Annotated in this window: 25 protein-coding genes; 14 read left to right on the top strand and 11 right to left on the bottom strand. The window is 61.5% G+C overall.

Translation table 11 applies throughout. The features are described from left to right. Window positions 1-18 precede the first annotated feature (18 nt). Window positions 19-1,374 carry an aspartate aminotransferase family protein gene (locus AB1E33_RS16250; protein WP_372578323.1) on the top strand — a complete coding sequence of 452 codons (1,356 nt, stop codon included), beginning with the start codon at window positions 19-21 and terminating at the stop codon, window positions 1,372-1,374. A gap of 102 nt (window positions 1,375-1,476) precedes the next feature. Here AB1E33_RS16250 and AB1E33_RS16245 read toward each other — a convergent pair whose 3' ends face one another. Continuing rightward, window positions 1,477-2,766: a type I glutamate--ammonia ligase gene (locus tag AB1E33_RS16245; RefSeq protein ID WP_372578322.1), complete on the bottom strand. Its 1,290-nt coding sequence runs from the start codon at window positions 2,764-2,766 to the stop codon at window positions 1,477-1,479. A gap of 34 nt (window positions 2,767-2,800) precedes the next feature. Further along, window positions 2,801-4,060 (bottom strand): cytochrome P450, encoded by a 1,260-nt coding sequence (locus AB1E33_RS16240; protein ID WP_372578321.1) that lies wholly within the window; start codon window positions 4,058-4,060, stop codon window positions 2,801-2,803. A 98-nt stretch (window positions 4,061-4,158) separates the two neighbouring features. On the opposite strand from AB1E33_RS16240, the gene AB1E33_RS16235 reads away from it, so the two are divergent. Beyond that, window positions 4,159-4,860, top strand: a complete 702-nt coding sequence (locus AB1E33_RS16235; protein WP_372578320.1) for a type 1 glutamine amidotransferase — start codon at window positions 4,159-4,161, stop codon at window positions 4,858-4,860. Between the two features lie 30 nt (window positions 4,861-4,890). Here AB1E33_RS16235 and AB1E33_RS16230 read toward each other — a convergent pair whose 3' ends face one another. After that, window positions 4,891-5,541 carry a GntR family transcriptional regulator gene (locus AB1E33_RS16230; protein WP_372578319.1) on the bottom strand — a complete coding sequence of 217 codons (651 nt, stop codon included), beginning with the start codon at window positions 5,539-5,541 and terminating at the stop codon, window positions 4,891-4,893. Between the two features lie 168 nt (window positions 5,542-5,709). Here AB1E33_RS16230 and AB1E33_RS16225 point away from each other — a divergent pair, with 168 nt between their 5' ends. From AB1E33_RS16225 to AB1E33_RS16215, 3 genes are all read left to right on the top strand, one after another. After that, window positions 5,710-6,528 (top strand): cyclase family protein, encoded by an 819-nt coding sequence (locus tag AB1E33_RS16225; RefSeq protein ID WP_372578318.1) that lies wholly within the window; start codon window positions 5,710-5,712, stop codon window positions 6,526-6,528. 1 nt (window position 6,529) lies between these two features. Continuing rightward, window positions 6,530-6,931 (top strand): carboxymuconolactone decarboxylase family protein, encoded by a 402-nt coding sequence (locus AB1E33_RS16220; protein ID WP_372578317.1) that lies wholly within the window; start codon window positions 6,530-6,532, stop codon window positions 6,929-6,931. Window positions 6,932-7,051: 120 nt separating this feature from the next. After that, complete coding sequence (locus AB1E33_RS16215) at window positions 7,052-7,270, top strand: DUF1127 domain-containing protein (protein ID WP_372578316.1); 219 nt, start codon at window positions 7,052-7,054, stop codon at window positions 7,268-7,270. Window positions 7,271-7,275: 5 nt separating this feature from the next. On the opposite strand, the gene AB1E33_RS16210 is transcribed toward AB1E33_RS16215, so the two are convergent. The 8 genes from AB1E33_RS16210 to AB1E33_RS16175 form a co-directional block, all read right to left on the bottom strand. Then, a complete protein-coding gene (locus AB1E33_RS16210; protein ID WP_372578315.1) occupies window positions 7,276-8,550 on the bottom strand; it encodes an aspartate aminotransferase family protein in 1,275 nt (424 codons plus the stop codon). 9 nt (window positions 8,551-8,559) lie between these two features. After that, window positions 8,560-9,663 (bottom strand): mandelate racemase/muconate lactonizing enzyme family protein, encoded by a 1,104-nt coding sequence (locus tag AB1E33_RS16205; RefSeq protein WP_372578314.1) that lies wholly within the window; start codon window positions 9,661-9,663, stop codon window positions 8,560-8,562. Window positions 9,664-9,757: 94 nt separating this feature from the next. After that, on the bottom strand, window positions 9,758-10,873 hold the full coding sequence (locus AB1E33_RS16200) for a mandelate racemase/muconate lactonizing enzyme family protein (RefSeq protein WP_372578313.1): 1,116 nt from the start codon (window positions 10,871-10,873) through the stop codon (window positions 9,758-9,760). Further along, entirely contained in the window at window positions 10,870-11,154 is a 285-nt protein-coding gene (locus AB1E33_RS16195; RefSeq protein WP_372578312.1) for a cupin domain-containing protein, read from the bottom strand. Before AB1E33_RS16195 ends, AB1E33_RS16200 begins: the two co-directional genes overlap by 4 nt. Next, window positions 11,151-12,257, bottom strand: coding sequence for a mandelate racemase/muconate lactonizing enzyme family protein (locus AB1E33_RS16190; protein WP_372578311.1), 1,107 nt, complete (start codon window positions 12,255-12,257; stop codon window positions 11,151-11,153). The genes AB1E33_RS16195 and AB1E33_RS16190 overlap by 4 nt, the downstream gene beginning before the upstream one ends. After that, window positions 12,254-12,835 (bottom strand): dimethylsulfonioproprionate lyase family protein, encoded by a 582-nt coding sequence (locus tag AB1E33_RS16185; RefSeq protein ID WP_372578310.1) that lies wholly within the window; start codon window positions 12,833-12,835, stop codon window positions 12,254-12,256. The genes AB1E33_RS16190 and AB1E33_RS16185 overlap by 4 nt, the downstream gene beginning before the upstream one ends. After that, complete coding sequence (locus AB1E33_RS16180) at window positions 12,832-13,914, bottom strand: alcohol dehydrogenase family protein (protein WP_372578309.1); 1,083 nt, start codon at window positions 13,912-13,914, stop codon at window positions 12,832-12,834. The genes AB1E33_RS16185 and AB1E33_RS16180 overlap by 4 nt, the downstream gene beginning before the upstream one ends. Then, window positions 13,911-16,364, bottom strand: coding sequence for an FAD-dependent oxidoreductase (locus AB1E33_RS16175; protein WP_372578308.1), 2,454 nt, complete (start codon window positions 16,362-16,364; stop codon window positions 13,911-13,913). Before AB1E33_RS16175 ends, AB1E33_RS16180 begins: the two co-directional genes overlap by 4 nt. A 68-nt stretch (window positions 16,365-16,432) precedes the next feature. Between AB1E33_RS16175 and AB1E33_RS16170 the strand changes: the two genes are divergently transcribed. From AB1E33_RS16170 to paaD, 9 genes are all read left to right on the top strand, one after another. Beyond that, window positions 16,433-17,320 (top strand): MurR/RpiR family transcriptional regulator, encoded by an 888-nt coding sequence (locus tag AB1E33_RS16170; RefSeq protein ID WP_372578307.1) that lies wholly within the window; start codon window positions 16,433-16,435, stop codon window positions 17,318-17,320. Next, window positions 17,317-18,408 (top strand): aromatic ring-hydroxylating oxygenase subunit alpha, encoded by a 1,092-nt coding sequence (locus tag AB1E33_RS16165; protein ID WP_372578306.1) that lies wholly within the window; start codon window positions 17,317-17,319, stop codon window positions 18,406-18,408. The genes AB1E33_RS16170 and AB1E33_RS16165 overlap by 4 nt, the downstream gene beginning before the upstream one ends. Window positions 18,409-18,486: 78 nt before the next feature. Next, window positions 18,487-18,879 carry a carboxymuconolactone decarboxylase family protein gene (locus AB1E33_RS16160; RefSeq protein WP_372578305.1) on the top strand — a complete coding sequence of 131 codons (393 nt, stop codon included), beginning with the start codon at window positions 18,487-18,489 and terminating at the stop codon, window positions 18,877-18,879. Window positions 18,880-18,933: 54 nt separating this feature from the next. Continuing rightward, the gene (locus AB1E33_RS16155; protein ID WP_372578304.1) at window positions 18,934-19,299 is read left to right on the top strand and encodes a cupin domain-containing protein; all 366 of its coding nucleotides are present in this window, start codon (window positions 18,934-18,936) and stop codon (window positions 19,297-19,299) included. Window positions 19,300-19,496: 197 nt separating this feature from the next. Beyond that, on the top strand, window positions 19,497-20,501 hold the full coding sequence (paaA, locus tag AB1E33_RS16150) for a 1,2-phenylacetyl-CoA epoxidase subunit PaaA (RefSeq protein WP_372578303.1): 1,005 nt from the start codon (window positions 19,497-19,499) through the stop codon (window positions 20,499-20,501). Continuing rightward, the gene (locus AB1E33_RS16145) at window positions 20,498-20,914 is read left to right on the top strand and encodes a glyoxalase superfamily protein (protein WP_372578302.1); all 417 of its coding nucleotides are present in this window, start codon (window positions 20,498-20,500) and stop codon (window positions 20,912-20,914) included. Before paaA ends, AB1E33_RS16145 begins: the two co-directional genes overlap by 4 nt. Beyond that, window positions 20,911-21,195, top strand: a complete 285-nt coding sequence (paaB, locus tag AB1E33_RS16140; protein ID WP_372578301.1) for a 1,2-phenylacetyl-CoA epoxidase subunit PaaB — start codon at window positions 20,911-20,913, stop codon at window positions 21,193-21,195. Before AB1E33_RS16145 ends, paaB begins: the two co-directional genes overlap by 4 nt. Further along, complete coding sequence (paaC, locus tag AB1E33_RS16135) at window positions 21,195-21,968, top strand: 1,2-phenylacetyl-CoA epoxidase subunit PaaC (protein WP_372578300.1); 774 nt, start codon at window positions 21,195-21,197, stop codon at window positions 21,966-21,968. The genes paaB and paaC overlap by 1 nt, the downstream gene beginning before the upstream one ends. A gap of 4 nt (window positions 21,969-21,972) precedes the next feature. Continuing rightward, a complete protein-coding gene (paaD, locus tag AB1E33_RS16130; RefSeq protein ID WP_372578299.1) occupies window positions 21,973-22,434 on the top strand; it encodes a 1,2-phenylacetyl-CoA epoxidase subunit PaaD in 462 nt (153 codons plus the stop codon). Window positions 22,435-22,454 lie beyond the last annotated feature (20 nt).

The following is a 22,454-nucleotide window of genomic DNA, read 5'->3' as shown; positions in this document are numbered from 1 at the left end:
CCCCCGGGAGGCCCCCAAATGAAAGACAGCAACTTCCTCAAGGAAATGAACGCCCGCTCAGTCTGGCATCCGATGGCGCATCCGGCCGATTGTCAGGCCAACCCGCCCACCATCGTCACCGGCGCCTCGGGCGTGCGGATCAAGGATATTGACGGGCATGAGGTCGTGGATGCGGTTGGCGGGTTGTGGAACGTCAATCTCGGGTTCTCCTGCGACCCGATCAAAGCCGCGATAACCGCGCAAATGGAGCGTCTGCCCTACTACTCGATCTTCCGCGGCACGACCAATGAAACGGTGATCCAGCTCGCCGAGGAACTGCGCGCTTTCTTTGAACCCGACGGGCTGAGCCGCGCCTTCTATACCTCGGGTGGCTCCGACAGCGTGGAAACCGCTTTGCGGCTGGCGCGGCAATACCACCGGGTCCGGGGCGAGGCCGGTCGCACCAAGTTCCTGAGCCTGAAAAAGGGCTATCACGGCACTCATTTCGGCGGTGCCTCAGTGAATGGAAACGCAAATTTCCGCTCCGCCTATGAGCCCCTTCTGGCCGGGTGCCACCACATTCCCGCCCCCTACACCTATCGCAACCCTTTCGACGAGACCGACCCCGAGCGGCTGGCACAACTGTGCCTCTCTATGCTGGAGGACGAGATTGCCATGCAGGGCGCGGGCAGTATCGCCGCTTTCATCATGGAGCCGATTCTGGGCGCGGGCGGGGTCATCCCGCCGCATGAAAGCTTCATGCCGGGCGTGCGCGAGATTTGTACACGGCACGGCATCCTGCTGATCGCGGATGAGGTCATCACCGCCTTCGGCCGTACCGGCAGTTGGAGCGGGTCCCGCCATTGGGGCGTGCAGCCTGACCTGATGTGCACCGCCAAGGCGATCACCAATGGCTACTTCCCCTTTGGTGCGGTGATGATCGCCGAGCATGTGGCGCAGGTCTTTGAACAGGACGAGACCGGCATTGCGAATATCGGGCACGGCTACACCTATTCCGGCCACCCGGTTGGGGCCGCCGCAGCGCTGGCCTGCCTGGAAGAGACGATCCGTCTGGACGTGCCGACCAATGCGGCGGCGCGCGGGGCGCAGCTCTTCAAGGGCTTGCAGGCGCTACAGGGGAAGTACGAGTTGATCGGCGATGTGCGCGGTGGGCATGGATTGATGTGCGCGCTGGAGCTGGTCTCGGACCGCGCGACCAAAACACCCATCGACAAGGCAACCATCGGCAAAATCCAGGAGGGTGCCTATCAGGCGGGTGCGATGGTGCGCATGTCGGGCGCGAACCTGATCATGTCACCGCCGCTGGTGCTAACCGAGGCGGATGTGGACACAATCCTGACCGCGCTGGATGCGGGATTTGCAAGCGTGTCCTGACGCGTAAAGCGTTTCCAGAAACGACAGGGGCGCCTAACGCCGTCTGAAATCGTAGATTTCGACGTGTTCGGCGGCTTTTGTTATCTTTTTTCTGGGACGCGCCTAGACAAAATAGACATAGAAATCCCGCAAAGCGTCGCCCTCAAGATCGCGGGTTTTGCGGACTTCTTTCTGTTTCATGTAGACGTGATTGGCGATCAGCTCCGGCCCCACCGCCTGCGCCAGCGCAGTATCCTGTTCCAGATCAGCCACAGCCCCCCTCAAATCGATGGCGGTGCCTTCTTTAGCATCCGTGTGGTCAAACCCGTCACCGGTCTCCATCGGCGGCAATTGATGGCCGTTCTCCGCCCCCAGCCGTGCCGCATGCAGCACCGCGGCCACGGCGGTGTAGGGGTTGGCCGAGGCATCCGCCATCCGGTGTTCCAGCCGTGCCTTCGCCCCGCCTTCGGAACTGATCCGCGTGGTCACGTTGCGATGATCGCCGCCCCAGTTCTGCCAGAAGCCTGAAAGCGAGCCGGGTTGCAGCCGCAGATAGGAATTGGCGGTCGGCGCGATCAGCCCCGCCAGCCCCTTGTGATGATGCAACAACCCGCTCAGGCAGCCGCGCGCCAGATCGTTCATGTGATCCGGCCCACCGCGCGGCCCGGAGGACAGTGCGTTGCCACCCGCTTCGTCGGTGAAGGAGAAGTTGATATGCATCCCCGATCCACCGCCCTCGGCAATCGGTTTCGGCATGAAGGTCAGAACGATCCCGTATTCCAGTGCAATCTCGCGCGCCATCAGGCGGAAGAGCACGATATCGTCCACCGCCTTGACCGCATCGTCAAAGGTCAGCGTGTATTCGAACTGTGGGCTGTCAAACTCGGCGGTGATCATGTCGAGCGAAAAGCCCATATCATCCGCCATCGCCCAGATCCGGTCGTTGAACCGCAGCGGGTCGGAATAGGGCCCGGTGCCATAGACCACCCCACCCGGCGCATCATACGGCCCCAGCCGTCCGGAATCATCGGCCTGCAGCGCAAAAGCCTCCAACTCGATCCCGACCTTGGGGGTCAGCCCCTTGGCCTGCCACGCCGCGACCGATCGTTTGAGCGCCCCGCGCGGGCAGAGCGGCAGCAGGTCACCCTCGTCATCATAAAGATCGCCCAGAACGATCTTTGTATCGGCGTGCCAACTGTCGCGGATATCGTCATGCAGCCATTTCAGTTCCATATCCGGCAGGCCCGCCTTGACTTTCGACCCAGGTGCATCCAGCAGGTCCTTGTCGTAATGCGTCCCGAAGACCGACAGGCAGAACCGCGTGCTGCTATCGGCAATCTTGGAATTGGGCAGGTATTTGCCCCGCATGATGCTCAGATGATCGCAGAACAGCGCGCGCAATCGGGTCTTCATGGTCCGGTTTCCTCCCTCTCGGTCCACGCACAGCTTAGGCCAGAGTGACCGTCACCGGCAGTTCCTTTATGCCGCCCACAAAATTTGAGCGCAGAAATCTGTGCGGCCCGGCCGGTTCGATGGCGCTGATACGCTTTGCCAGTTCCTGAAACAGCACCCGCACTTCAAGCCGCGCCAGCCACATACCCAGGCAGACATGCGGGCCGCCCTGACCGAAGCTCAGATGCCCCTTCGGGTTGCGGGTCAGATCGACGCGGAACGGATCATCGAACACTGACCCATCGCGATTGGCTGAGATCCACCAGTACAGCACCTTGTCGCCCTCGCGGATCGTCTTGCCGTGCATTTCGACATCCTGGGTGGCCGTGCGGCGGAAATAGAGCGCAGGCGTGGCCCAGCGGACAATCTCATCCGGCGCGGTGTCCCAGATATCGCCACCGGCCTGCATCTGGGCCAGCAACTCCGGCTGGTGACACATGGCCTGAATGCCGCCCGCGATGGAATAGCGCGTGGTGTCATTGCCCGCTGCCACCACGAGGCAGAAGAAATTGCGGAACTCGGTATCGGAGATGACCGAACCGTCCTTGGCTGGTTGCAGAATCATGTGCAGCACGCCCGACGTGTCGCCGGATTTGTCTTTCGAGGCCATCAACTCCTTTGCATAGGCATAAAGTTCGGCCCCGGCGGGCGAGTTGAAAGGCATCATGCGGAACTCATCGGTTTCCAGCTTGTCCATCACATGGGCCGTGAAATCGGGGTCGGTATTGGCGATCAGCGCATCACCCTTTTCCACCAGCCAGGGTAGGTCTTCGTCCGGTAGGCCAACGATCCGGCCCAACATCCGCATCGGCAATTGGCGGGCGATCTCCTTGGTGGCATCGAATGTTTCCCGCTGCAGCACGTCATCAAGGATCTCGACACAGATCTGGCGGATTTCCTCTTCGTACTGCGCCATCGTGGTGCGCGAAAACGCCTTGAGCAGCTTCATGCGGCTCTTGCTGTGTTCGGGCGGGTCGGTTTCCTGAAAAGTGCGGCGGGCGAGGTATTCCTCGTAGCTCTGATCTTCCATCCGTATGCCGCGCGCCGAGGAAAACACCGCAGCGTTCTTGTTCATTTCACAGATATCGGCATGCCGGGTCACCGACCAGAAATCCTGCCCGTCGGCATATTCGGTCCAGTGCAGGGGATCGTCCCGCCGCAACCGTGCGAAGGTGTTGTGCGGGGGGCCGTTCACAAAGGCGTCGTGGCTGGTCAGATCGGCATATCCGTCATCACCTGGTGTCCAGACTGTCATCACCCTCTTCCAAAATCTGTTAACATGTGTATATTATTGAATGCTATAAATATGTAAATGAAAAACTTGGCTGGCAAATCATGCATTTGGCAATTCTGATGACCAACACCGATGAAAGCGCCTTTGCGCAGCTTCATCCGAAGGATGGTGAAAAATTTACCGCTCTCATCCATCTTGTCCGGCCGGATTGGACCACCGAAGTGTTTGCCGTGAAGGACGGTATCTTCCCTGACGACCTGTCAGGATTCGATGGCGCGATGATCACCGGCAGCCCTTCCTCGGTCCTGAACGATGCGGGTTGGACACGGCGCCTTCTGGACCTGATCCGCGCGATGAATGAGCAAGAGATGCCGATCTTTGGCGCATGCTACGGTCATCAGGCCATCGCCATGGCGCTTGGCGGGGCGCTGGGCGACAATCCGGTGGGCTGGGTGCATGGCCTCACCACCAACGAGATCATTGCAAAGGAAAGCTGGATGGGCCACCTGCCCGACCGCATTCACCTCTATGCCAGCCACAAGGAACAGGTGACCAAGTTGCCCGAAGGCGCGCGTAATCTCGCGATCTCGGCGCAATGCCGGACGGCGGGTTTTGCGATCGGAAACCATATCTTTACCACTCAGCACCACCCCGAGATGGAACCGGGTTTCGTGACCGCCCTGACCGAGGAGATGGCCCCGGTACTGGGTGACGCGATATTGGCGCAGGCGCGATCCTCCCTGACCCGCGCAGCGGACCAGCAAGACTATGCGGAGAGCGTCGCGCAGTTTTTCGAACAAGCTCGCGCTGGTTGTTCCTGATCAAGCCCGTTCGAAGGGCTTTGCCCGCGCTCAGCCCAGAGCGGCCAGCAAGTCCATCACCGTGACCTGATCGAATTGCACATGGCCCGTCATGCGCTCTTCGGCCTCATCGCGCTTATGATCCAGGATCAGCGTGGCGATCTCGCGATGCTCTCGTGCTGACGTTCCGATAGAGCCGGGATAGCGGTAGCGCGCACGATAATAGGCCAGCAATTTACGCGCATGGGTCTTGACCAGTTCGACCAGATAGGGGTTGCCTGCGCCCAACGCGACCAGTTCGTGAAAGCGCAGGTTCAGGCGGTAGTAGCCATAGGGGTCGTCGTCGCCCTTGTTGCGCGCATGGGTTTCGCAGGCGGAAACCACCGCCTCCAGTTCCGCCGCCTGAGCTGCCGACATGCGCCGTGCCGCCAGGCCCGCCGCCTGCCCTTCCAGCCTTGCATGCACTTCGAGAATGGCCAGAAACTCCTCAAGCGTGGGCTTGAACAACACTGCGCCCTTGCGCGGCAGGCGGCGAATCAGACCCACGGTTTCCAGCTGGATGAATGCCTCACGCACTGGCGTTCGTGATACGTCGTGGCGCGCCATCAGCGCCGCCTCTTCCAGAACATCACCGGGATCGAGCCGCCCGGCATCGATATCCGCCAGCACCGCGTTCAGCACCTGTTCGGTTTGGCCCGCCATTCGTCCCCGCGTCTTCTGCCACGCCAGCCTAGGCGGATGAGAGGATTTCCGCAATCCGCCAACTCAGGGCTGGACCGCGCGGCAAGCCCTTGATTAGGTTGGCCGGAGGCAGGGTTTCGCAGGCACCCATCGCAGCGGTTCATTCCAATGAACTCCGGGAGACCAGCAATGTGTGATATATGCGTGATGGACGCAGTAAAGGACCGGATGCTCTCGCGCCGTTCCTTCTTCAAGGGCGGTGCGGCGGTAGCGGCGGGCGCGGCTTTGGCAACGGGTGCCACAACACCGTCGCTGGCCATGGGGCATGAAACCGTCGTCGACATGACCCATATCTACGACGCGGATTTCCCGACTTACTTCGGCGCACCGGGCATTTCGACCGAGCAACCGTTCAAGTTCGCCGATAATGGCTTCAACCTGTTCAACTTGACCGTCAATGAACATACCGGCACCCATATCGACGCACCGCTGCACTTTTCAGCCGATGGACAGGCGGTGGATGAAATCCCGGTCGAAAATCTTGTTGCGCCGCTCTGCGTCGTCGATATCGCCGCGCGGGCAGCCGAGGATGCCGACGCGCAGGTTACGCCCGATGATCTGAAGGCCTGGATCGACGCGAATGGCCCGATCCCGCCGGGGGCTTGCATCGCGATGCATTCGGGCTGGGCCGGAAAGACCGGCGGCGAGGGCTACCGCAATGTGGATGGTGAGAAAAAGATGCACTTCCCCGGCTTCCATGTGGAAGCAGCACAGATGCTGGTTGAGGATGGCAATGCCGGAGCGATAGCGGTCGACACGCTGTCTCTGGATCACGGGCCGTCGGCGGATTTTGCCACGCACTACGCCTGGCTGCCCACTAACCGCTATGGAATCGAGAATCTCGCCGGGCTGGAAAACGTCCCCGCCAGCGGTGCCACGCTAATCGTGGGCGCGCCCACCCATCGAGGCGGCTCGGGCGGACCCGCGCGGATCCTGGCGCTGGTCTGAGATGGCAACCGTCACTCTGCTCTCGGATGAAGAGGTCAGCGCTGATGCGCTGGCCGTCTTCGACGATATCCGTGCTACGCGCGGGACCGAATACATCAACAACTTCTGGCGCGCCTTAGCCCATGACCCGGTCATGCTGCGTGCCACATGGGACCGTCTGAAACATGTGATGGCCCCCGGCATGCTGGACCCTTTGGTAAAGGAAATGATCTATGTCGCGGTTTCAACGGCTAACGGCTGCGAATACTGCGTGCATTCACACACCGCAGCCGCCAGCGCCAAAGGCATGAGCCCCCAGATGCACACTGAATTGCTGGCAGTTATTGGCATGGCCGCACAAACCAACGCGCTTGCAACCGCGTTGCAGGTTCCGGTCGATCCTGCCTTCGATCCAAACTCCTGAGAGGGGCTCACGCCGCGAGACTTGCACTTGCTGCAAGGCGGGCATTCCGGAACGGTCCTTTTCCCCTTTGCAGTTGCAGCATAAATCTGCAGCAACTGCAAAAGAGGAGTCTGCGTCGACATGGCTCAGTCCGTTACACATTCGAATGGCCTCGTGCTCGCCAGCAAGGCAGTCGCCGAGTTTTTCAGCGGCATCTTCGAAGCCCTTATCCGGATCGGCGAAGCGAATTCGCGCGTGCGCCGGATCGAGGCGCTTTTTGCGATGAGCGACGCTGAACTCAAGGCGCGCGGCATCCGCCGGGAAAACATCATCCGCGAAGTGATGAACGATTTCATCTGAAGCGCTCAGACGATCGCTTCCGCGGCCTTCACATAGGCCGTCTCGGTCAGGGCGAAATCCTCTTCCGTAAGTGCAAGTGACGGATAGGTCTTGCCTGCTGACTTGAACACACCGTTCTGCAGCAGCACGGCGTTGAAACGTGCTGCCATCGTTGTGTCTGAGTGGAAGACATCGCGATAATCCCGCACATCTGCGCTGGTGAACACGATCTCGAACAGAGTGGGGTCACCCACGATCCTGTAGGAGACACCCTGCGCGTCCAGCGCCGCGGAGGCCATCTGCATCAGGCGCTCACCATTTTCGCGCAGCCGGTCATATTGCCCGTCGCGGCGTAGGATCTCCATCGTCTTGAGGCCTGCAACCGCCGCAACCGGGTTGCCCGAGAGCGTTCCAAGCTGCATCAGCCATTTGTCCTCTCCGACGGAGGATTTGTCGAAATGTGCCATGATATCGGCCCGGCCCGCGATGGCCGCCAGCGGAAAGCCCCCGCCAATCACCTTGCCCAGCGTGGCAAGATCAGGCGTGACGCCATAGAGCTCCTGCGCACCGCCATAAGAGAAGCGGAACCCGGTGACCACCTCGTCATAGATCAGCACGATGCCATGCCGGTCGGCCTCGTCGCGCAGCAGTTGCAGGAATCCCGGTTCCGGCGGGATGATCCGCTGCAAGGGTTCCACGATGATCGCGGCCACCTGATCGCCATGTTCGGCCAACAGCGAGCGGATGTAATCGGGATCGTTGAACGGCGCGATCAGCATCTCGGAGCGCACGCTGTCGGGGATGCCGGCACTGTCGGGCACCGCTTGCGGAAAATTCACCAGTTTCGACGGTGCGAGGCTCATCTGCGCCTCGGCGCACATCCCGTGATAGCCACCTTCGAACTTGATGATCTTGTCCCGGCCCGTGAAGGCGCGGGCCAGCCGGATCGCATACATATCCGCCTCACCGCCGGAGGAAACATAGCGCAGTTGCTCAGCGCAGGGCACGGCATTGCAGATCTCTTCAGCCAGTTCGACGGCGCGGGCGTTATTTGCGAAAAAGGTCATGCCCCTGGGCAGTTGTTCGGCCACCGCCTCCAGCACCTCGGAGTGACCATGGCCCAGCAGCATCGGGCCGGAACCGATCAGATAGTCCACATATTCGCGCCCGTCTTCGTCCCAGACCCGGCTGCCCTTGCCGTCTCGGATAAAGACCGACGGGTCGAAATTTCCAAGACCCCCGCCCGGCAGCACGGATTTCGCGCGGTCGATCCAGTCGGCCTGGCTGAGGATATTGAGCATGATGACCTCCTAATCCAGCATCATATCGGGCGGGCCCAGCGCGTCGCGATCCGGGGCCACGCCCAGGCCAACGCCCGTGGGCGGCGCGATCCGGCCATTGTGGCGGACAGGCCCGGCAGGGGCCAGCCGTGGCGAGACATAGCCCGACAGATCACAGACATTTAGCACACGGTCGGGCGCACTCGCAGCGCCCAGATGCAGCAGGGCAGCGGTGGTGATATCAGAGCCCCAAGTGTCTTCGATGCACATGCGCGCGCCCAGATGTTTACACAGGTCGCGCGCCCGCCGCGTTGCAGAGAGCCCGCCGAATTTCGAGAGTTTAAGTGCGGCGACATCCATGCAGCCTTTGGCATGTCCCTCCAGCAGGCTGGCGGTGTCATAGGCACTTTCGTCCAGCTTCATCGGCAGGCCCGTCGCCGTGCGCACCCGAGCGCAATCGTCGATGGTGGCGCAGGGTTGTTCCAGCATCACATCGAGGTCGCGCACGACGCGCCCGACGCGAGTAGCCTCAAGCGAGGTGGCCCCGCAATTCCAGTCGCCATAGACCAGCGGCCCCGGCCCGACCGCCTCGCGCACCATGCGCAGCCTAGCGACATCGGCCTGCCAGTCGGCTTCGGCGCCCAACTTTACCTGGAACTGGGTGATCCCCTGATCCAGTGCGTCAAGCGCGATCCGGGCCATCTCTTCCGGGGCGGTGCAGGTGATCGAATGATAGAGTGGCATCGTCTCGGCCTGCCGCCCGCCCAGTAATGCATGAAGCGGTAAACCCGCCGCCTGCCCGGTCAGATCCCAGAGCGCGATATCAAGGGCGGATTTGGCATAGTCATGCCCCTGCAAGCGACGCTCCAGCCGGGCCATGACGGCCTCGGGTCCAACCGGGTCCGCCCCCAGAAGGACCGGGGCCAGTTCTTGCACCACGGGTGCGACACCCCTGGCGTAGGCGGGCAGGTAATGTGGGATCGGACAGACTTCGCCCCAGCCGGTCAGGCCAATGTCGGTATCAAGGGCCAGCACAACGGTTTCGACGGTAGCACAGCTTTTTCCTGCCGCCATGGTGTAGGTCACATGCGCGGTGAGCGGCACGTGCCAGAGCGATATGCCGGTGATCTTCATTTTCTGCGCCGGCAGGGTTTGCGCCGCGCTGCGCGCGCACGCCGATCAGGGGGGCCAGCCGCACTCTTGGCCTGCGGGCAAATGAAACGGCGGATCATTGCGGGGCCTCGTAAGTTGCGACTGCGGGACCGAGGGCGCTTTCGTCCGGGGTGACGCCGAGGCCCGGGGTTTCGGACAGGTGCAGGTGACCGTCGATGTTGCGCGGGCCGCGCCCGCCAGCGATGTCGGTGGTGATCATGTCCTGACAGGCCCAGACCGCGTGGCAGGCGTGGTCGGGGACGGTGGCGGCGAGATGTAGCGCCTCGGTATCAGCCAACACGCTGCCACCGGTGGCCATCACGAACATGTCGATGCCATGGACCAGGGCGATATCACGCATTCGGGCGGCCTTGGTCAGTCCGCCGACGCGGTTGAGCTTGATGCCAAAAACCTCGGCCAGCCCGTCGCGGGCAATGCGAGCGGCATCCTGCAGGGTTACGAGGCTTTCGTCGACGCTGACCGGGGCGGAATGCAGCGGGCGCAGCGCGGCGATGTCATCAAGCGTCTCGCAGGGCTGTTCGAACATCACGCGCAGGTCTTGCGTCGCCTGCATGACGCGCAGGGCCTGTTGCCGGGTCCAGCCGCGGTTCACATCATAGAGGATGATCTCATTTGGTCCGCGTTGTGCCTCGACATCACGGATGCGGGCAATGTCGCGCTCCACATTGCCGCCTATTTTCACCGAATGGGCGACATAGCCACGCTGGCGGTAGCGATCGATGACCGCGCGGGTCTCTTCGATGGTCTTTGCCCCGACCGAAGACGCTATGGCGCGCGGAGTCCGGGACCCGCCACCCATCAGATCAGCGATCGGCAGCCCCGCCGCCTGCCCAGCAATGTCCCAACAGGCCATGTCGATGGGAGACTTGGCATAGAGATGACCCGGCAGCGCCTGATCCATTGCGCGTTCGACATCAAGCAGCTTGCGCGGGTCGAGGCCGAGGACAAAGCGGGCCATGGTTTCGATCCCGGCGCGGATGCCGGGGCCGTGCGCGGGCACATAGGTGTGACCCCAGGGCGTACCCTCGCCCCAGCCGACCAGCCCGGCATCGGTTTCGATCCTGACCAGCGTCGCGTCGAGGCACTCGAATTTCAACCGCCCGCCGGACAGCCAATAGGGATGCTCCAGCGGCAGATCGACCTGATAAACCGTGATCCGGGTGATCTTCATTTCAACTCGACCTCGACAAAAGACATCCGACTGTCGCCTGCGTTGATGACATTGTGCTCGACGCCCTCCTCGCGGCGATAGGCGGTGCCGGCAGGAACGGTGACCTCGGTCGAGCCACCATCGGGCAGGTCGAGCCGCATGTGGCAGTCAGTAATGGCGGTGATGACGTAATCCATCACGTGGCGATGCCAGCCGGTTTCGGCACCGGGGGCGAAGTCGAACCGGGTCACCCGCACCCGCGCGTCGTCGATCATCAGGGTCGCATTTGCCTGTTCCGTCATTGGGTAAACTCCTCCACCGGGTCGCCAAGGCTTTCGAAATCCGGCACCACACCAAGGCCCGGCGCGTCGGGCGCATAGAGCTTACCCTGCCGCGCCACAGCCCCGCCCACGCCGGTGGACCGGGTATTGTAGTTCATCAGATCAGTGGTGTTTTGCAGGTAGTCGGGCGGCGTCGTTGCCGCGAAATGGGACAGTGCCGCCGTGGCAATCTCGCCGCCCCAGCTATCCTCGGCCACAACAGGGATGCGGTTTTCGACCAGAAAGTCGCGCACCCGGCGCGCCTTGCTGAGCCCGCCAAGGTTGGAAATTTTTAGACAGACCAATTCCGCTGCGCGATCGGCCACGATGCGCTGCGCCATATGCATGCCGGTGACGCATTCATCCAGCTTCATCGGCAGATCGATCCGGGCGCGCAGCTGCAGGCATTCCTCGTAGCTGCGGCAGGGCTGTTCAATGATGTAATCCAGATCGCGCGTTGCCCGCGCCACACGCAGCGCATCATCGACGCGCCAGCCCTGGTTGGCGTCGGCCATGGCGGTTTCACCCGGTTGCAGCAGCGGCACAGTGAACCGGATACGCTCGATATCCGCAGTCCAGTCGCTGCCGACCTTGATCTGAAACTGGCAGAAGCCCTGGTCACGATACCGATCTATCTCAGCTACGGTTTCCTCGGTGCCCATTTGCGGTGCGACGCGGTACATTGGCGCCCCGTCGGTCAGCCTGCCGCCCCAGACCGCATGAAGCGGCGCGTTCAGGGATTGTGCCAACAGGTCCCAACAGGCCGCATCGAGGGGCGACTTGGCATAACCATGCCCCTGCACGAGGTTATCCATGATCTGTTCGATGCGGGCCACATTGCGCGGATCTTCGCCCAGCAGCTGCGGGGCCGCCAGCCGCGCCAGCGCGGGCACGCCTGCGGAATGGGCCACCATGTAGTTCTCACCACAAGGCGTGAATTCGCCACATCCCACCAGACCCGCATCCGTATCGATCACAACGACCGAAGCCGTGGCCGTTTCGATGACGTTCCCCGCGCCCCAGGCATAGGCTCCGTCCACATAAGGAAGGCCGGTCTGGAAGATGCGGATGCGGGTGATCTTCATGCCGCATCCATGTGTGGCAGGCCTGCCATTCCCTCTCCGCGCCACAGGATCAGGGTTAGGATCGGCTGATCGGTGGTGTCCATCGCATGGCTTTGCCAGCTGCCGTGAAATCGGGTCTGACCGGAGCCTATATCGGCCGTGCACCCTTCGACCTTGAACAGCGCGCTGCCCGCCAGCGTCAGATATAGTTCTTCGGCCTCGTGGCTGTGCCAGCCATAATTCAATCCCGCGCCCCAGTAGGCGATATAGCCACGCAGTTGCGCCGAGTGGAAATGCCCTGAAGGACCGAACAACTCGTAATACCCGTAGCGATTGAGGAAATCGGCACCGACTTCTTCCTCAGTATAGGCGAGTTGCCAGCTTGCCAGATGCACGGTTGCCCGAACCGCGCTCACTAGCGCGCGGGTCTCTGCGGTGCCCGGCTGATCGAAATCCGCAATCAGATCCGTCGCCGGGATCGGACATGGCTGCAAACCCGTCGGGACCAGATCGTCGGGCCACGGCGCGTACGCCGACAGGTCGGGATTGGTTCGATGCAGCGCGCGGGCCGCTGCAAGTACGTCATCAAGTGTTGTCACGGGATCACCACGATGTTGCCGGTATGAGACTTGTCGATGAAGGCCTGCTGGGCCTCCTTCAACTCGGCTAACGGATAGGTGGCGGCTAAGGCTGGTCTGATTTGCCCTTTTTCTATGTATTTCACGACATCGAAAAAGTTCTGCGGTGTGTTCACGGTGGAGCCGGTGAAGGTCAGGTCGCGCAAATAGAAGGTCCGTAAATCAAACTCGACCATCGGCCCGGCGATCGCGCCCGAGCAGGTATACCGCCCGCCGCGCGCCAGCAAGTCGATCAGCCTGGGCCACATCGCTCCGCCCACGACATCCGCAACGACGGTGATTTTTTCGCCCTTCAGCGCCGATCTCAGGTTCTCCGGGCTGCGTGGCAGAATCCGATCCGGGCCAAGCTCCGCGACGTCCTCGTGCTTGGCCTCGGAGGCCAAGGCAATCACTCGCGCACCGCGCAGTTTGGAGAGTTGGATCAGCGCACCGCCAACACCCCCCGAGGCGCCGGGGATCAGCACCGTGTCGCCCTCGCCGACCTGCGCGCGGTCCAGCATCCCTTCGGCGGTCACGTAAGAGCAGCTGAATGTGGCCAGTTCCGCGTCGCTCAGATCAGACTCGATGGAGGCGATGCCACGCATATCCGCCGTGGTATACTCCGCGAAACCGCCATCACATTCCGAGCCGAAATACCCCGCCTTCTCGCGGTTCATCGGGTCGCCCCAGTCGCGCAGCCAACCTGCAACAACAACCCGTTTGCCGATCAGGCTTGTATCCACGCCGTCACCCACGGCCACAACCGTGCCGACGGCATCCGCGCCCTGAATACGCGGAAAGGTCAACGGCGCACCGCCCCAGGTGCTGTCCTCGTCATCGACCTCCGAATAGGCCCCGCCGGTTGTGGCCTCATCGACCGCTTTGGAATACCAACCCGTCCGCGTGTTCACATCGGTATTGTTCAGCCCGCAGGCCCCGACCCTGATCAGAACCTCCATCGGGCCGGGTTGCGGCACTGGCCAGTCCTCGTGCCATTCGTAATTGTCCAGATCACCATGACCGGTCAGAACCATGGCCTTCATCGTTGCGGGGATAGTCATTCTGCGGCCTCCATGGCGATATCGGTGCGGGGTAAGCGGCTCTGCGGGTCATAGACAGGTTCGCCCAAAACGCGGCCATTACGTGGCCTGCCCGCGATCACAACCTCAAGTTCCGTCCCCGGCACGTTGACCTGCGGTCGGACATAGGCAAAAGCGAGGATCTTGCCGATCGTATGACCGAAAGCGACCGAGGCGATGGAGCCCACGACCTCGCCATCCAGCAGCACGGCCTCTCCGCCATGGCCGTCGACGATCCCGTCCGGTTCGATCTCAAGATAAGCGCAGATCCAGCGCAGGTCGGGGTCCAAAGTTGTGTCTTTGCCCAGATAGTCCTTGTCAGTGCGCGCAAAACGCAGCACATCAGCCTCGGCCAGCGTGACCTCGTTGGTCAATTCCCCTGCCCCCTTAAAGCCCTTTTCCATCCGCAAGGCGTTCATGGCAAAGGACCCGTAATCGGCGATCCCATACGGCTCACCCGCCGCCCAGAGCGCATCATAAACCGCCAGAGCGTTGTCGCGGGGGATGTGCAACTCCCAGCCGAGTTCCCCGGCATAGGACATGCGAAACGCCCAGAGCTTGTGCCCGGCAACCTTGATCTCCTGCGCGGTCAGCCATTTGAATCCGGCATTACTCAGGTCAGCATCGGTGCAGGCAGACAGAACTTCGCGCGCTTTGGGACCATTCAGGCTCAGCGCCGCCCAGTCGTTGGACCGCAGGATGATGTCGGCCTCTTCATCCTTGTGATGCTGATTCAGGTGGTCCAGCAGGCGCTGTTCAAAAAAGGCTGCGCAAACTAGGTAGTATCGCCCCTCGCTCAGCTTCACGATTGTGGTTTCCAACTCGATCCGGCCCCGGCGGTTCAGCATGTGGGTCAGGGCGATACCACCGGGTTTTTGCGGCAAGCGGTTCGCAACCAGCCGCTCCAGCAGCGCCTCGGCCCCCAGTCCGGTCACCTCGATCTTTGTAAAGGCCGAGATATCCATGATCCCCGCCCGTTCGCGCACTGCCCTGCTTTCGGCTCCGACCATGTCGTGCACAACGTTGCGGCGGAAGGAATAATGATCGCGCTGCGCAACCCCCTCTTTGGCAAACCAGCGCGGGCGTTCGTGGCCATAGACCTCTTCGTAAACGGCGCCCTTCTGCTTCAGCCGATCGTAAAGCGGCGAAGGCTTGATAGGGCGGCCGTCCAACCGGTTGAAATGCGGGAAGGGAATTTCATGGCGCAGCTTGTAATCTTCATGCGCCTTGGTGACCTGCCAGTCCTTGGTGGCATAGGCCCCGAAGCGGCGCGGATCGTAGTCGCGCATTGAGATGTCCGCCGCGCCATGCACCATCCAGCGCGCCAGTTCGCGGGTCAGCCCCGGCCCCCAGCCAATGCCGATCTGGGTGCCGCAGCAGCACCAGTAATTGCGAACCCCCGGAGCCGGCCCGATCAGCGGATTGCCATCCGGTGGATGCGAGATCGCCCCGTGCACATCACGAGAAATCCCCAGATCGGCAAATATCGGCATCCGGTTCAGGCTTTCTTCAAGCCAGGGCATGACCCGATCATAATCCGCGTCGAACAACCAGTTTTCATAGTCCCACGGGCAGTGGTCGTGCCAGACCGAGTTTGGGTTCTCTTTCTCATAGATCCCGATAAGCCCGCGCTTTTGCTCCATCCGGATATAGCCCGAGACCTTGCGATCATCGCGGATCACTGGCAGTTCAGTATCAAGATCGGCAAATTCCGGCACCGGATCGGTGACGAAGTAGTGATGCGTCATCGATGTCATCGGCAGTTGCAGCCCCGACCATTCGCCCATCTGCCGCGCATAGGTACCGCCCGCATTCACCACGTGTTCGCAGCGGATGTTGCCCTGTTCGGTCTCGACCACCCATTCGCCACTCTCGGCCTGCATGATGTTGGTCGCCCGGCATTGACGGATGATCTTTGCCCCCAACTGGCGAGCCCCTGCGGCCATCGCCATGGTGACGCCCGAGGGGTCCACATGCCCGTCATCGGGTGTGTGCAACGCACCCAGAACGCCGTCGAGATTATAGAACGGGTGCAATTCGGCCACGCGGTCTGACCCGACCAACTCGATATTGAAGCCCAGCGCACGACCCACCGAAAGCGTATGGCGCAGCCAGTCCATCTCATCTTGCGTATAGGCCAGCCGGAACGAGCCGCAGCCATGCCAGGTCACCGCCTGACCGGTCTCGGCCTCCAGCGCGCCAGAATAGAGACCGATATTGTAGTCCACGCATTTGCCCAACCCAAAGGAACTGGTCGAATGGGTGATCTGCCCCGCCGCGTGCCAAGTGCTGCCGCTGGTCAGCTCTGCCTTTTCCAGCAGAATGACATTGTGCCAGCCTTCATGCGCCAAGTGATAGGCCAAGCCCACACCCATCACACCTCCGCCAACAATGACCACATGAGCGTGCGAGGGCAGCGTAGTCCCGGACATGATTTTTCCTCTTCCCGAGTCGCGTTTCTGCTCGACAGGCTATTCTTACATATGTACCATCGTCAATCATGAATGACACAAATGTATCATCACCAGTCCTGGAACGTCTTACCGACGAGTGGGACGCGCTCACCCCGGAAGCGCAAAAAGCCGCGCGCTATGTGCTGGAGAACCCCACTGAGGTGGGCGTTTCGACCGTGCGCGAGATTGCCGAGGCCGCCAAGGTCAAGCCCAACACGCTGGTCCGGATGGCGCGGCAGGTCGGCTTTGACGGCTACGAGGATTTCCGCGCGCCCTTCCGCGAGGCTATCCGAAACAACACCGCGTCCTTCCCGGATCGCGCCCGCTGGCTGCAGGACATCGGAAAATCCGGCGAACTCGGCGGGCTCTATGCCGACATGATCGGCGCCGCCCTGCGCAATATCGAAGAGACATTTGCCGGGATAGATGCTGCCAGCCTGCAGGCGGCGGCGCAGAGGATCTGGACCTCGCGGCAGGTGTTCACGCTGGGCGTCGGCGTCAACAATGCAAACGCCCGCAACTTCACCTATCTCGCCTCAACCGGCATGAAGCAGTTTCACGCGATTCCCCGACCCGGCTCGACCCCGGTCGACGATCTGGCCTGGGCCGATGATCAGGACGTGCTGATCGCGATGACCTGCAAACCCTACCGCACCGAGGTGATCGAGGCGGTGAAACTGGCCCGTGAACAGGGGCTGACCGTGATCGCTCTGTCGGACAGCCCGGCCAGCCCGATCATCCTGAGCGCCGATCACGGTTTTGTCGTGGCCGCCGACACACCGCAATTCTTCCCCTCGTCGGTCTCGACCATCGCAGTGTTGGAAACGCTCCTGTCCTTTGTGATCGCGGTCAGCAGCGACGAGATCGTCGACCGGGTCGAACGCTTTCACAAGCGCCGCCATCTTCTTGGCATCTACGCGGAGGAGCCGGAATGACTGCCCCCCTGACGCGCTCGCTCGAAGCCCGCTATTACACCGATCCCGAGATTTATGAACGCGAACTGGCGGGGTTGATGTCGCAGACCTGGCAATTCGCAGGCCATGTCAGCCAGGTCCGCGAGACGGGCGACTATTTCACCTTCGAGATCGCCGGGCAAAACCTATTCTGCATCCGGGGCCGCGATAGTGAGATCCGCACCTTCTACAACGTCTGTCAGCACCGCGCCCATGAGATGGTGACAGGATCGGGCAATGCTCGCGTCGTCGTCTGCCCCTACCATTCCTGGGCCTACGAGTTGACGGGTGCCCTGCGCGCGGGACCGAACATCAAGTCGGTCCCCGGTTTCGACCGCAGTGCGATCTGCCTGACCCCGGTCCGGACCGAGCTGTTCAACGGCTTCATCTTCGTCAATCTCGACGACGACGCCGCACCGATGGACGACTGGTACCCGGGCGTCCGCGAAGAACTGCGCGCCTATGTGCCCCAGATTGACGGGCTGGAGCCGCTGGACTGGGTCGAAGTGCCTGAAAACTGCAACTGGAAGGTTAGCGTCGAGAACTACTCGGAATGTTATCACTGCGCGATCAACCACCCGACCTTTTCCACCGGTGTCGTCAAACCCGACACTTATGACATCCAGCCGCTTGAGCGCGGTTATGCCCTGCGCCATACGACCGAGTGCCAGAGCCTCGACGCGATGTCCTACCCGATTGATCCAAGCGCCAATGACCACGCGGGCGACTACCGCAGTTGGTTCCTGTGGCCGATGTTCTCTTTCCAGGTCTATCCGGGAAATGTGCTGAACACCTATCATTGGCGTGCGCGCGGCGTCGATCACTGCACCGTCTGGCGCGGCTGGTACACCGAGGCTGGATCGGACAGCGAGGTGATCCGGCAACTGGCCATGCAGGACCGCGATACCACGGTCGAAGAGGATATCAGACTGGTCGAGTCGGTCCATCGCGGGTTGAAATCGCGCGGCTACCGCCCCGGCCCGCTGGTGCTGGACCCCAATTGCGGCGTGATGTCGGAACATTCCATCGCTACGCTACAGAAATGGATGCGCGAGGCGGTCGACCGCTGAGCATACAAATTTCTTGCAAGAAATTTGCCAAGAAAACTCGAATTTTCTTGGGCCGGAAACCGATGGAAGGGACAAAATATGACCGAGATCTTTGACGAAGACCTTTTCCTGAAGGGCTTGGAGCAGCGCAAGGGAACCCTTGGTGCCGATTATGTGGAGAACAATCTGGCCCAGGCCGACGACTTCACCCGCCCCTTTCAGGAAGCGATGACCGCCTGGTGCTGGGGCTTCGGCTGGGGCGACGATGTGATCGAGCCCAAGACTCGGTCGATGATGAATCTCGCCATGATCGGAGCGCTAGGTAAAATGCATGAATGGGAGATTCACTGCCGAGGCGCGCTCAACAATGGTGTGACCAAGGAAGAGGTTCGCGCGATTATCCATGTGATCGGCATCTATTGCGGCGTCCCGCAGTCGCTGGAGTGTTTTCGCGTTGCCCGCAAGGTTCTGGAAGAGGCCGGTCAGCTTTGAACGCAGCCGCCTAGCGTTGCCGGCGGTCGGTGCAACAAAACAGATTGGTGAGACATGCGATACCATCATCTCTATTCCGACGACCAAGGCGAAAGCCGCTGGCAGGAGGTCGGGATCCACCTGACCGAGCGCGTCTTTGCTCCGCCAGCGCAGGGCATACTGGTCTCGGAGCCGGAGGCCGCGCACAGCGTTGTCTTTCTCCGTCTTCCGGCGGGCTGGGACGAGCCCGCCCACACCTCGCCCATTCGGCAGTTGCTGATCTGTTTGAAGGGGCGCGTCTGTGTGACCGCCAGCGACGGGGACACCCGCGAAATCGCCCAGGGCGATATCTGGCGCATGGAGGATCTGACCGGCAAGGGCCACCATACCAGGGTGATCGGAACCGAGGATTTTGAGGCTGCCATCGTTCAGTTTGCCTGATCTGATACGGGATTGACTCGCCAAGACACGTTACAAAATTCGCCCGGGAAACCAAATCGTGTTACAATTTACTTGCCGCGAATCGCGTTGCGCTTTATTCCCCGACCAACCGGTCACTTATTGACTTCGATCAGCAGGAGACCGGAACAGGGCGTTCCGGGCCAGCGCGGACGCGGATGTGAGAGAGGAGGTCGACAATGTATGCACAGATGGTGAAATCCACCGGTCAGGGCGTGACACCCCGCGATAAAATGACCCCCGAAGAACGCGCGTTTCAGGAGCGCATCGACCGGGGCGACAAGATCGAGCCGAAAGACTGGATGCCCGATGGCTATCGTCAGACCCTGATCCGCCAGATCGGCCAGCACGCCCATTCCGAGATCGTCGGCCAGCTGCCCGAGGGCAACTGGATCACCCGCGCGCCGACGCTGGAACGCAAGGCGATCCTGCTGGCCAAGGTGCAGGATGAAGCGGGCCATGGGCTATATCTGTACTGCGCGGCGGAAACGCTGGGCGTCAGCCGTGACGAGCTGACCGAAATGCTGCTGGACGGGCGTATGAAATACAGCTCGATCTTCAACTACCCGACGCTGAACTGGGCCGATATCGGCGCGGTGGGCTGGCTGGTGGATGGCGCGGCAATCATGAACCAGGTGCCACTGCAACGCACCTCTTACGGACCCTATGCCCGCGCCATGGTCCGGATCTGCAAGGAAGAGAGCTTTCATCAGCGGCAGGGTTATGATGCGATCCGCAAGATGGCCGAAGGTACGCCGGAACAGCGCCGAATGGCCCAGGATGCGCTGAACCGGTTCTGGTACCCGTCACTGATGATGTTCGGGCCATCGGACAAGGACTCGATCCATTCGGCGCAGTCGATGGCGTGGAGGATCAAGATCAACACCAATGACGAGCTGCGCCAGAAATTCGTCGACCAGACCGTGCCACAGGCCGAGTATCTGGGGCTGACGGTTCCCGACCCCGATCTGTCATGGAATGAGGCACGCGGGCATTACGATTTCAGCGAACCGGACTGGTCCGAGTTCTTTGAGGTCATCAAGGGCAATGGCCCTTGCAATAGCGATCGGATGGCTGCCCGGAACAAGGCCTGGGATGACGGCAAATGGGCGCGAGACGGGCTGCTGGCCCATGGTGAAAAGAAAAGAAAGCGCAGCAAAGCCCGGCAGGTGGCAGCAGAATGAGCATGATGCGCACCATGCCGGTTCTGCAGGTCCGCGATGTGGTGACCTCGGCAGCCTTCTACGAAAGGCTCGGGTTCTTCCATCATGGCTTCTGGGGCGATCCGCCGTGTTTTTGCATCGTGCAGCGCGACGGGATCAGCATCGCACTGGATGGCGGTGAAAAACCTGTCCCGACCAATCAATGGTGGGCTGTTTATGTCTATGTCGAGAATGTCTCGGCCCTGCATGCGGAGTTCAGTGCGCTTGCTTTGCTGGAGATGACCGAGATCCGGTGCGACAATCCCTATGGCTGCGATGATTTCGACATCATCGACCCCGACGGGCACCGCATCGCCTTTGGGCAGGACATGGAACCGGGCGCGAGGCCCGGTCTTGCCACCACAAAACACGACGAAAAGGAGGACGCGAGATGATACACGAATGGCCCCTCTGGGAAATTTTCATCCGCGGTCAGCACGGGCTGAGCCACCGTCACGTGGGCAGCCTGCATGCGCCCGATGCCGAAATGGCGATCAAGAATGCCCGCGACGTCTATACCCGCCGCAATGAGGGGGTCTCGATCTGGGTGGTCGAGGCGAACAACATCGCGGCCTCTTCGCCCGGCGACAAAGGTCCCCTCTACGAGCCCTCGGAATCGAAAGTGTACCGCCACCCGACCTTCTTTGACATTCCCGACGATGTGGGGGCGATGTGATGACCGCCCCGATCGCAAATGACGCGGCGCTGCTGCAATTCCTGCTGCGCATGGGGGACAACACGCTGATCCTCGGGCATCGGGTCAGCGAATGGTGCGGCCATGCGCCCGTGCTTGAGGAAGACATTGCGCTGGCCAACACCGCGCTGGACCTGATCGGGCAGACGCAGATGTGGCTGGGGCTGGCGGCAGAGGTTCAGGGTGAGGGCAAGACTGGCGACGACCTGGCCTTTCGGCGCGATGTCTGGGATTTTAGGAACGTGCTGCTGGTCGAGATGCCGAATGGCGATTTCGGACAGACCCTGATGCGCCAGTTCCTGTTCGATGCCTGGCACTCTATCATGCTAGGCCGGTTGCAGAGCTCGTCGAACGCGCGTGTCGCGGCGATCGCCGAAAAGGCGGGCAAGGAGGTGACCTATCACCTGGAACGCTCTGGCGACACGGTGGTCGGGCTTGGCGACGGCACCGAGGAAAGCCATGGCCGGATGCAGACCGCGCTGGATTATCTCTGGCCCTATGTGGGCGAAATGTTTGCCAGCGACGCTGTTGATGCGGCGATGTTCGATGCGGACATCGCGCCCGACCCCGCCAGCCTGCACAGCGAGTATGACCAGCTGACCGGACGCATCCTGACAGAGGCCACGTTGACCGTTCCCGACACCCGCTTTGCCCACAAGGGCGGGCGCGACGGGCGCATGCATACCGAACATCTGGGCCACCTTCTGAGCCAAATGCAATGGCTGCCCCGCGCCTATCCGGACGCAGTTTGGTAGGCCCATGGAACAGCCCGCCACAGATCAGATCTGGGATTGGCTGGATGCCGTACCCGACCCCGAAATCCCCGTAATCTCGGTAGTGGATCTGGGCATTGTGCGTGATGTGGCCTGGACAGGCGAGACGCTGACCGTAACGGTGACGCCCACCTATTCGGGCTGTCCCGCGACCTCGGTGATCGCGATGGATATCGAAACCGCGCTGCGGGATCGCGGGGTGCAGCAGCTGGAGTTGAAGACACAGATTGCGCCCGCCTGGACCACCGACTGGCTCAGTCAGAAAGGCAGGGAGAAGTTGATGGAATACGGCATCGCGCCGCCGCAGCCTGCGGGCGGTCCGAGCAACTGCCCGCGTTGCGGCAGCGCATCGGTCGAGAGGGTCAGCCAGTTTGGCTCGACCCCCTGCAAGGCCCATTGGCGCTGCACCGATTGTCTGGAACCTTTCGACTATTTCAAGTGCATCTGAGCCCGATGCAAAAAGGAGAG

It is taken from the genome of Ruegeria hyattellae (genome assembly GCF_041537925.1).
Classification (GTDB): domain Bacteria; phylum Pseudomonadota; class Alphaproteobacteria; order Rhodobacterales; family Rhodobacteraceae; genus Ruegeria_C.
Note: the sequence above shows the minus strand (reverse complement) of the source record. Positions and strands in the feature narration are given on the sequence as shown.

Coding starts and splice junctions, on each gene's coding strand:
- AB1E33_RS16235 (WP_372578320.1), top strand. CDS start 4,159: ATGACCAACACCGATGAAAGCGCCTTTGCGCAGCTTCATCCGAAGGAT.
- AB1E33_RS16240 (WP_372578321.1), bottom strand. CDS start 4,060: ATGACAGTCTGGACACCAGGTGATGACGGATATGCCGATCTGACCAGC.
- AB1E33_RS16215 (WP_372578316.1), top strand. CDS start 7,052: ATGGCTCAGTCCGTTACACATTCGAATGGCCTCGTGCTCGCCAGCAAG.
- AB1E33_RS16195 (WP_372578312.1), bottom strand. CDS start 11,154: ATGACGGAACAGGCAAATGCGACCCTGATGATCGACGACGCGCGGGTG.
- paaC (WP_372578300.1), top strand. CDS start 21,195: ATGACCGCCCCGATCGCAAATGACGCGGCGCTGCTGCAATTCCTGCTG.
- AB1E33_RS16230 (WP_372578319.1), bottom strand. CDS start 5,541: ATGGCGGGCCAAACCGAACAGGTGCTGAACGCGGTGCTGGCGGATATC.
- AB1E33_RS16160 (WP_372578305.1), top strand. CDS start 18,487: ATGACCGAGATCTTTGACGAAGACCTTTTCCTGAAGGGCTTGGAGCAG.
- AB1E33_RS16200 (WP_372578313.1), bottom strand. CDS start 10,873: ATGAAGATCACCCGGATCACGGTTTATCAGGTCGATCTGCCGCTGGAG.
- AB1E33_RS16170 (WP_372578307.1), top strand. CDS start 16,433: ATGAATGACACAAATGTATCATCACCAGTCCTGGAACGTCTTACCGAC.
- AB1E33_RS16205 (WP_372578314.1), bottom strand. CDS start 9,663: ATGAAGATCACCGGCATATCGCTCTGGCACGTGCCGCTCACCGCGCAT.
- paaD (WP_372578299.1), top strand. CDS start 21,973: ATGGAACAGCCCGCCACAGATCAGATCTGGGATTGGCTGGATGCCGTA.
- AB1E33_RS16145 (WP_372578302.1), top strand. CDS start 20,498: ATGAGCATGATGCGCACCATGCCGGTTCTGCAGGTCCGCGATGTGGTG.
- AB1E33_RS16165 (WP_372578306.1), top strand. CDS start 17,317: ATGACTGCCCCCCTGACGCGCTCGCTCGAAGCCCGCTATTACACCGAT.
- AB1E33_RS16220 (WP_372578317.1), top strand. CDS start 6,530: ATGGCAACCGTCACTCTGCTCTCGGATGAAGAGGTCAGCGCTGATGCG.
- AB1E33_RS16175 (WP_372578308.1), bottom strand. CDS start 16,364: ATGTCCGGGACTACGCTGCCCTCGCACGCTCATGTGGTCATTGTTGGC.
- AB1E33_RS16225 (WP_372578318.1), top strand. CDS start 5,710: ATGTGTGATATATGCGTGATGGACGCAGTAAAGGACCGGATGCTCTCG.
- AB1E33_RS16190 (WP_372578311.1), bottom strand. CDS start 12,257: ATGAAGATCACCCGCATCCGCATCTTCCAGACCGGCCTTCCTTATGTG.
- AB1E33_RS16210 (WP_372578315.1), bottom strand. CDS start 8,550: ATGCTCAATATCCTCAGCCAGGCCGACTGGATCGACCGCGCGAAATCC.
- paaB (WP_372578301.1), top strand. CDS start 20,911: ATGATACACGAATGGCCCCTCTGGGAAATTTTCATCCGCGGTCAGCAC.
- paaA (WP_372578303.1), top strand. CDS start 19,497: ATGTATGCACAGATGGTGAAATCCACCGGTCAGGGCGTGACACCCCGC.
- AB1E33_RS16250 (WP_372578323.1), top strand. CDS start 19: ATGAAAGACAGCAACTTCCTCAAGGAAATGAACGCCCGCTCAGTCTGG.
- AB1E33_RS16180 (WP_372578309.1), bottom strand. CDS start 13,914: ATGACTATCCCCGCAACGATGAAGGCCATGGTTCTGACCGGTCATGGT.
- AB1E33_RS16155 (WP_372578304.1), top strand. CDS start 18,934: ATGCGATACCATCATCTCTATTCCGACGACCAAGGCGAAAGCCGCTGG.
- AB1E33_RS16245 (WP_372578322.1), bottom strand. CDS start 2,766: ATGAAGACCCGATTGCGCGCGCTGTTCTGCGATCATCTGAGCATCATG.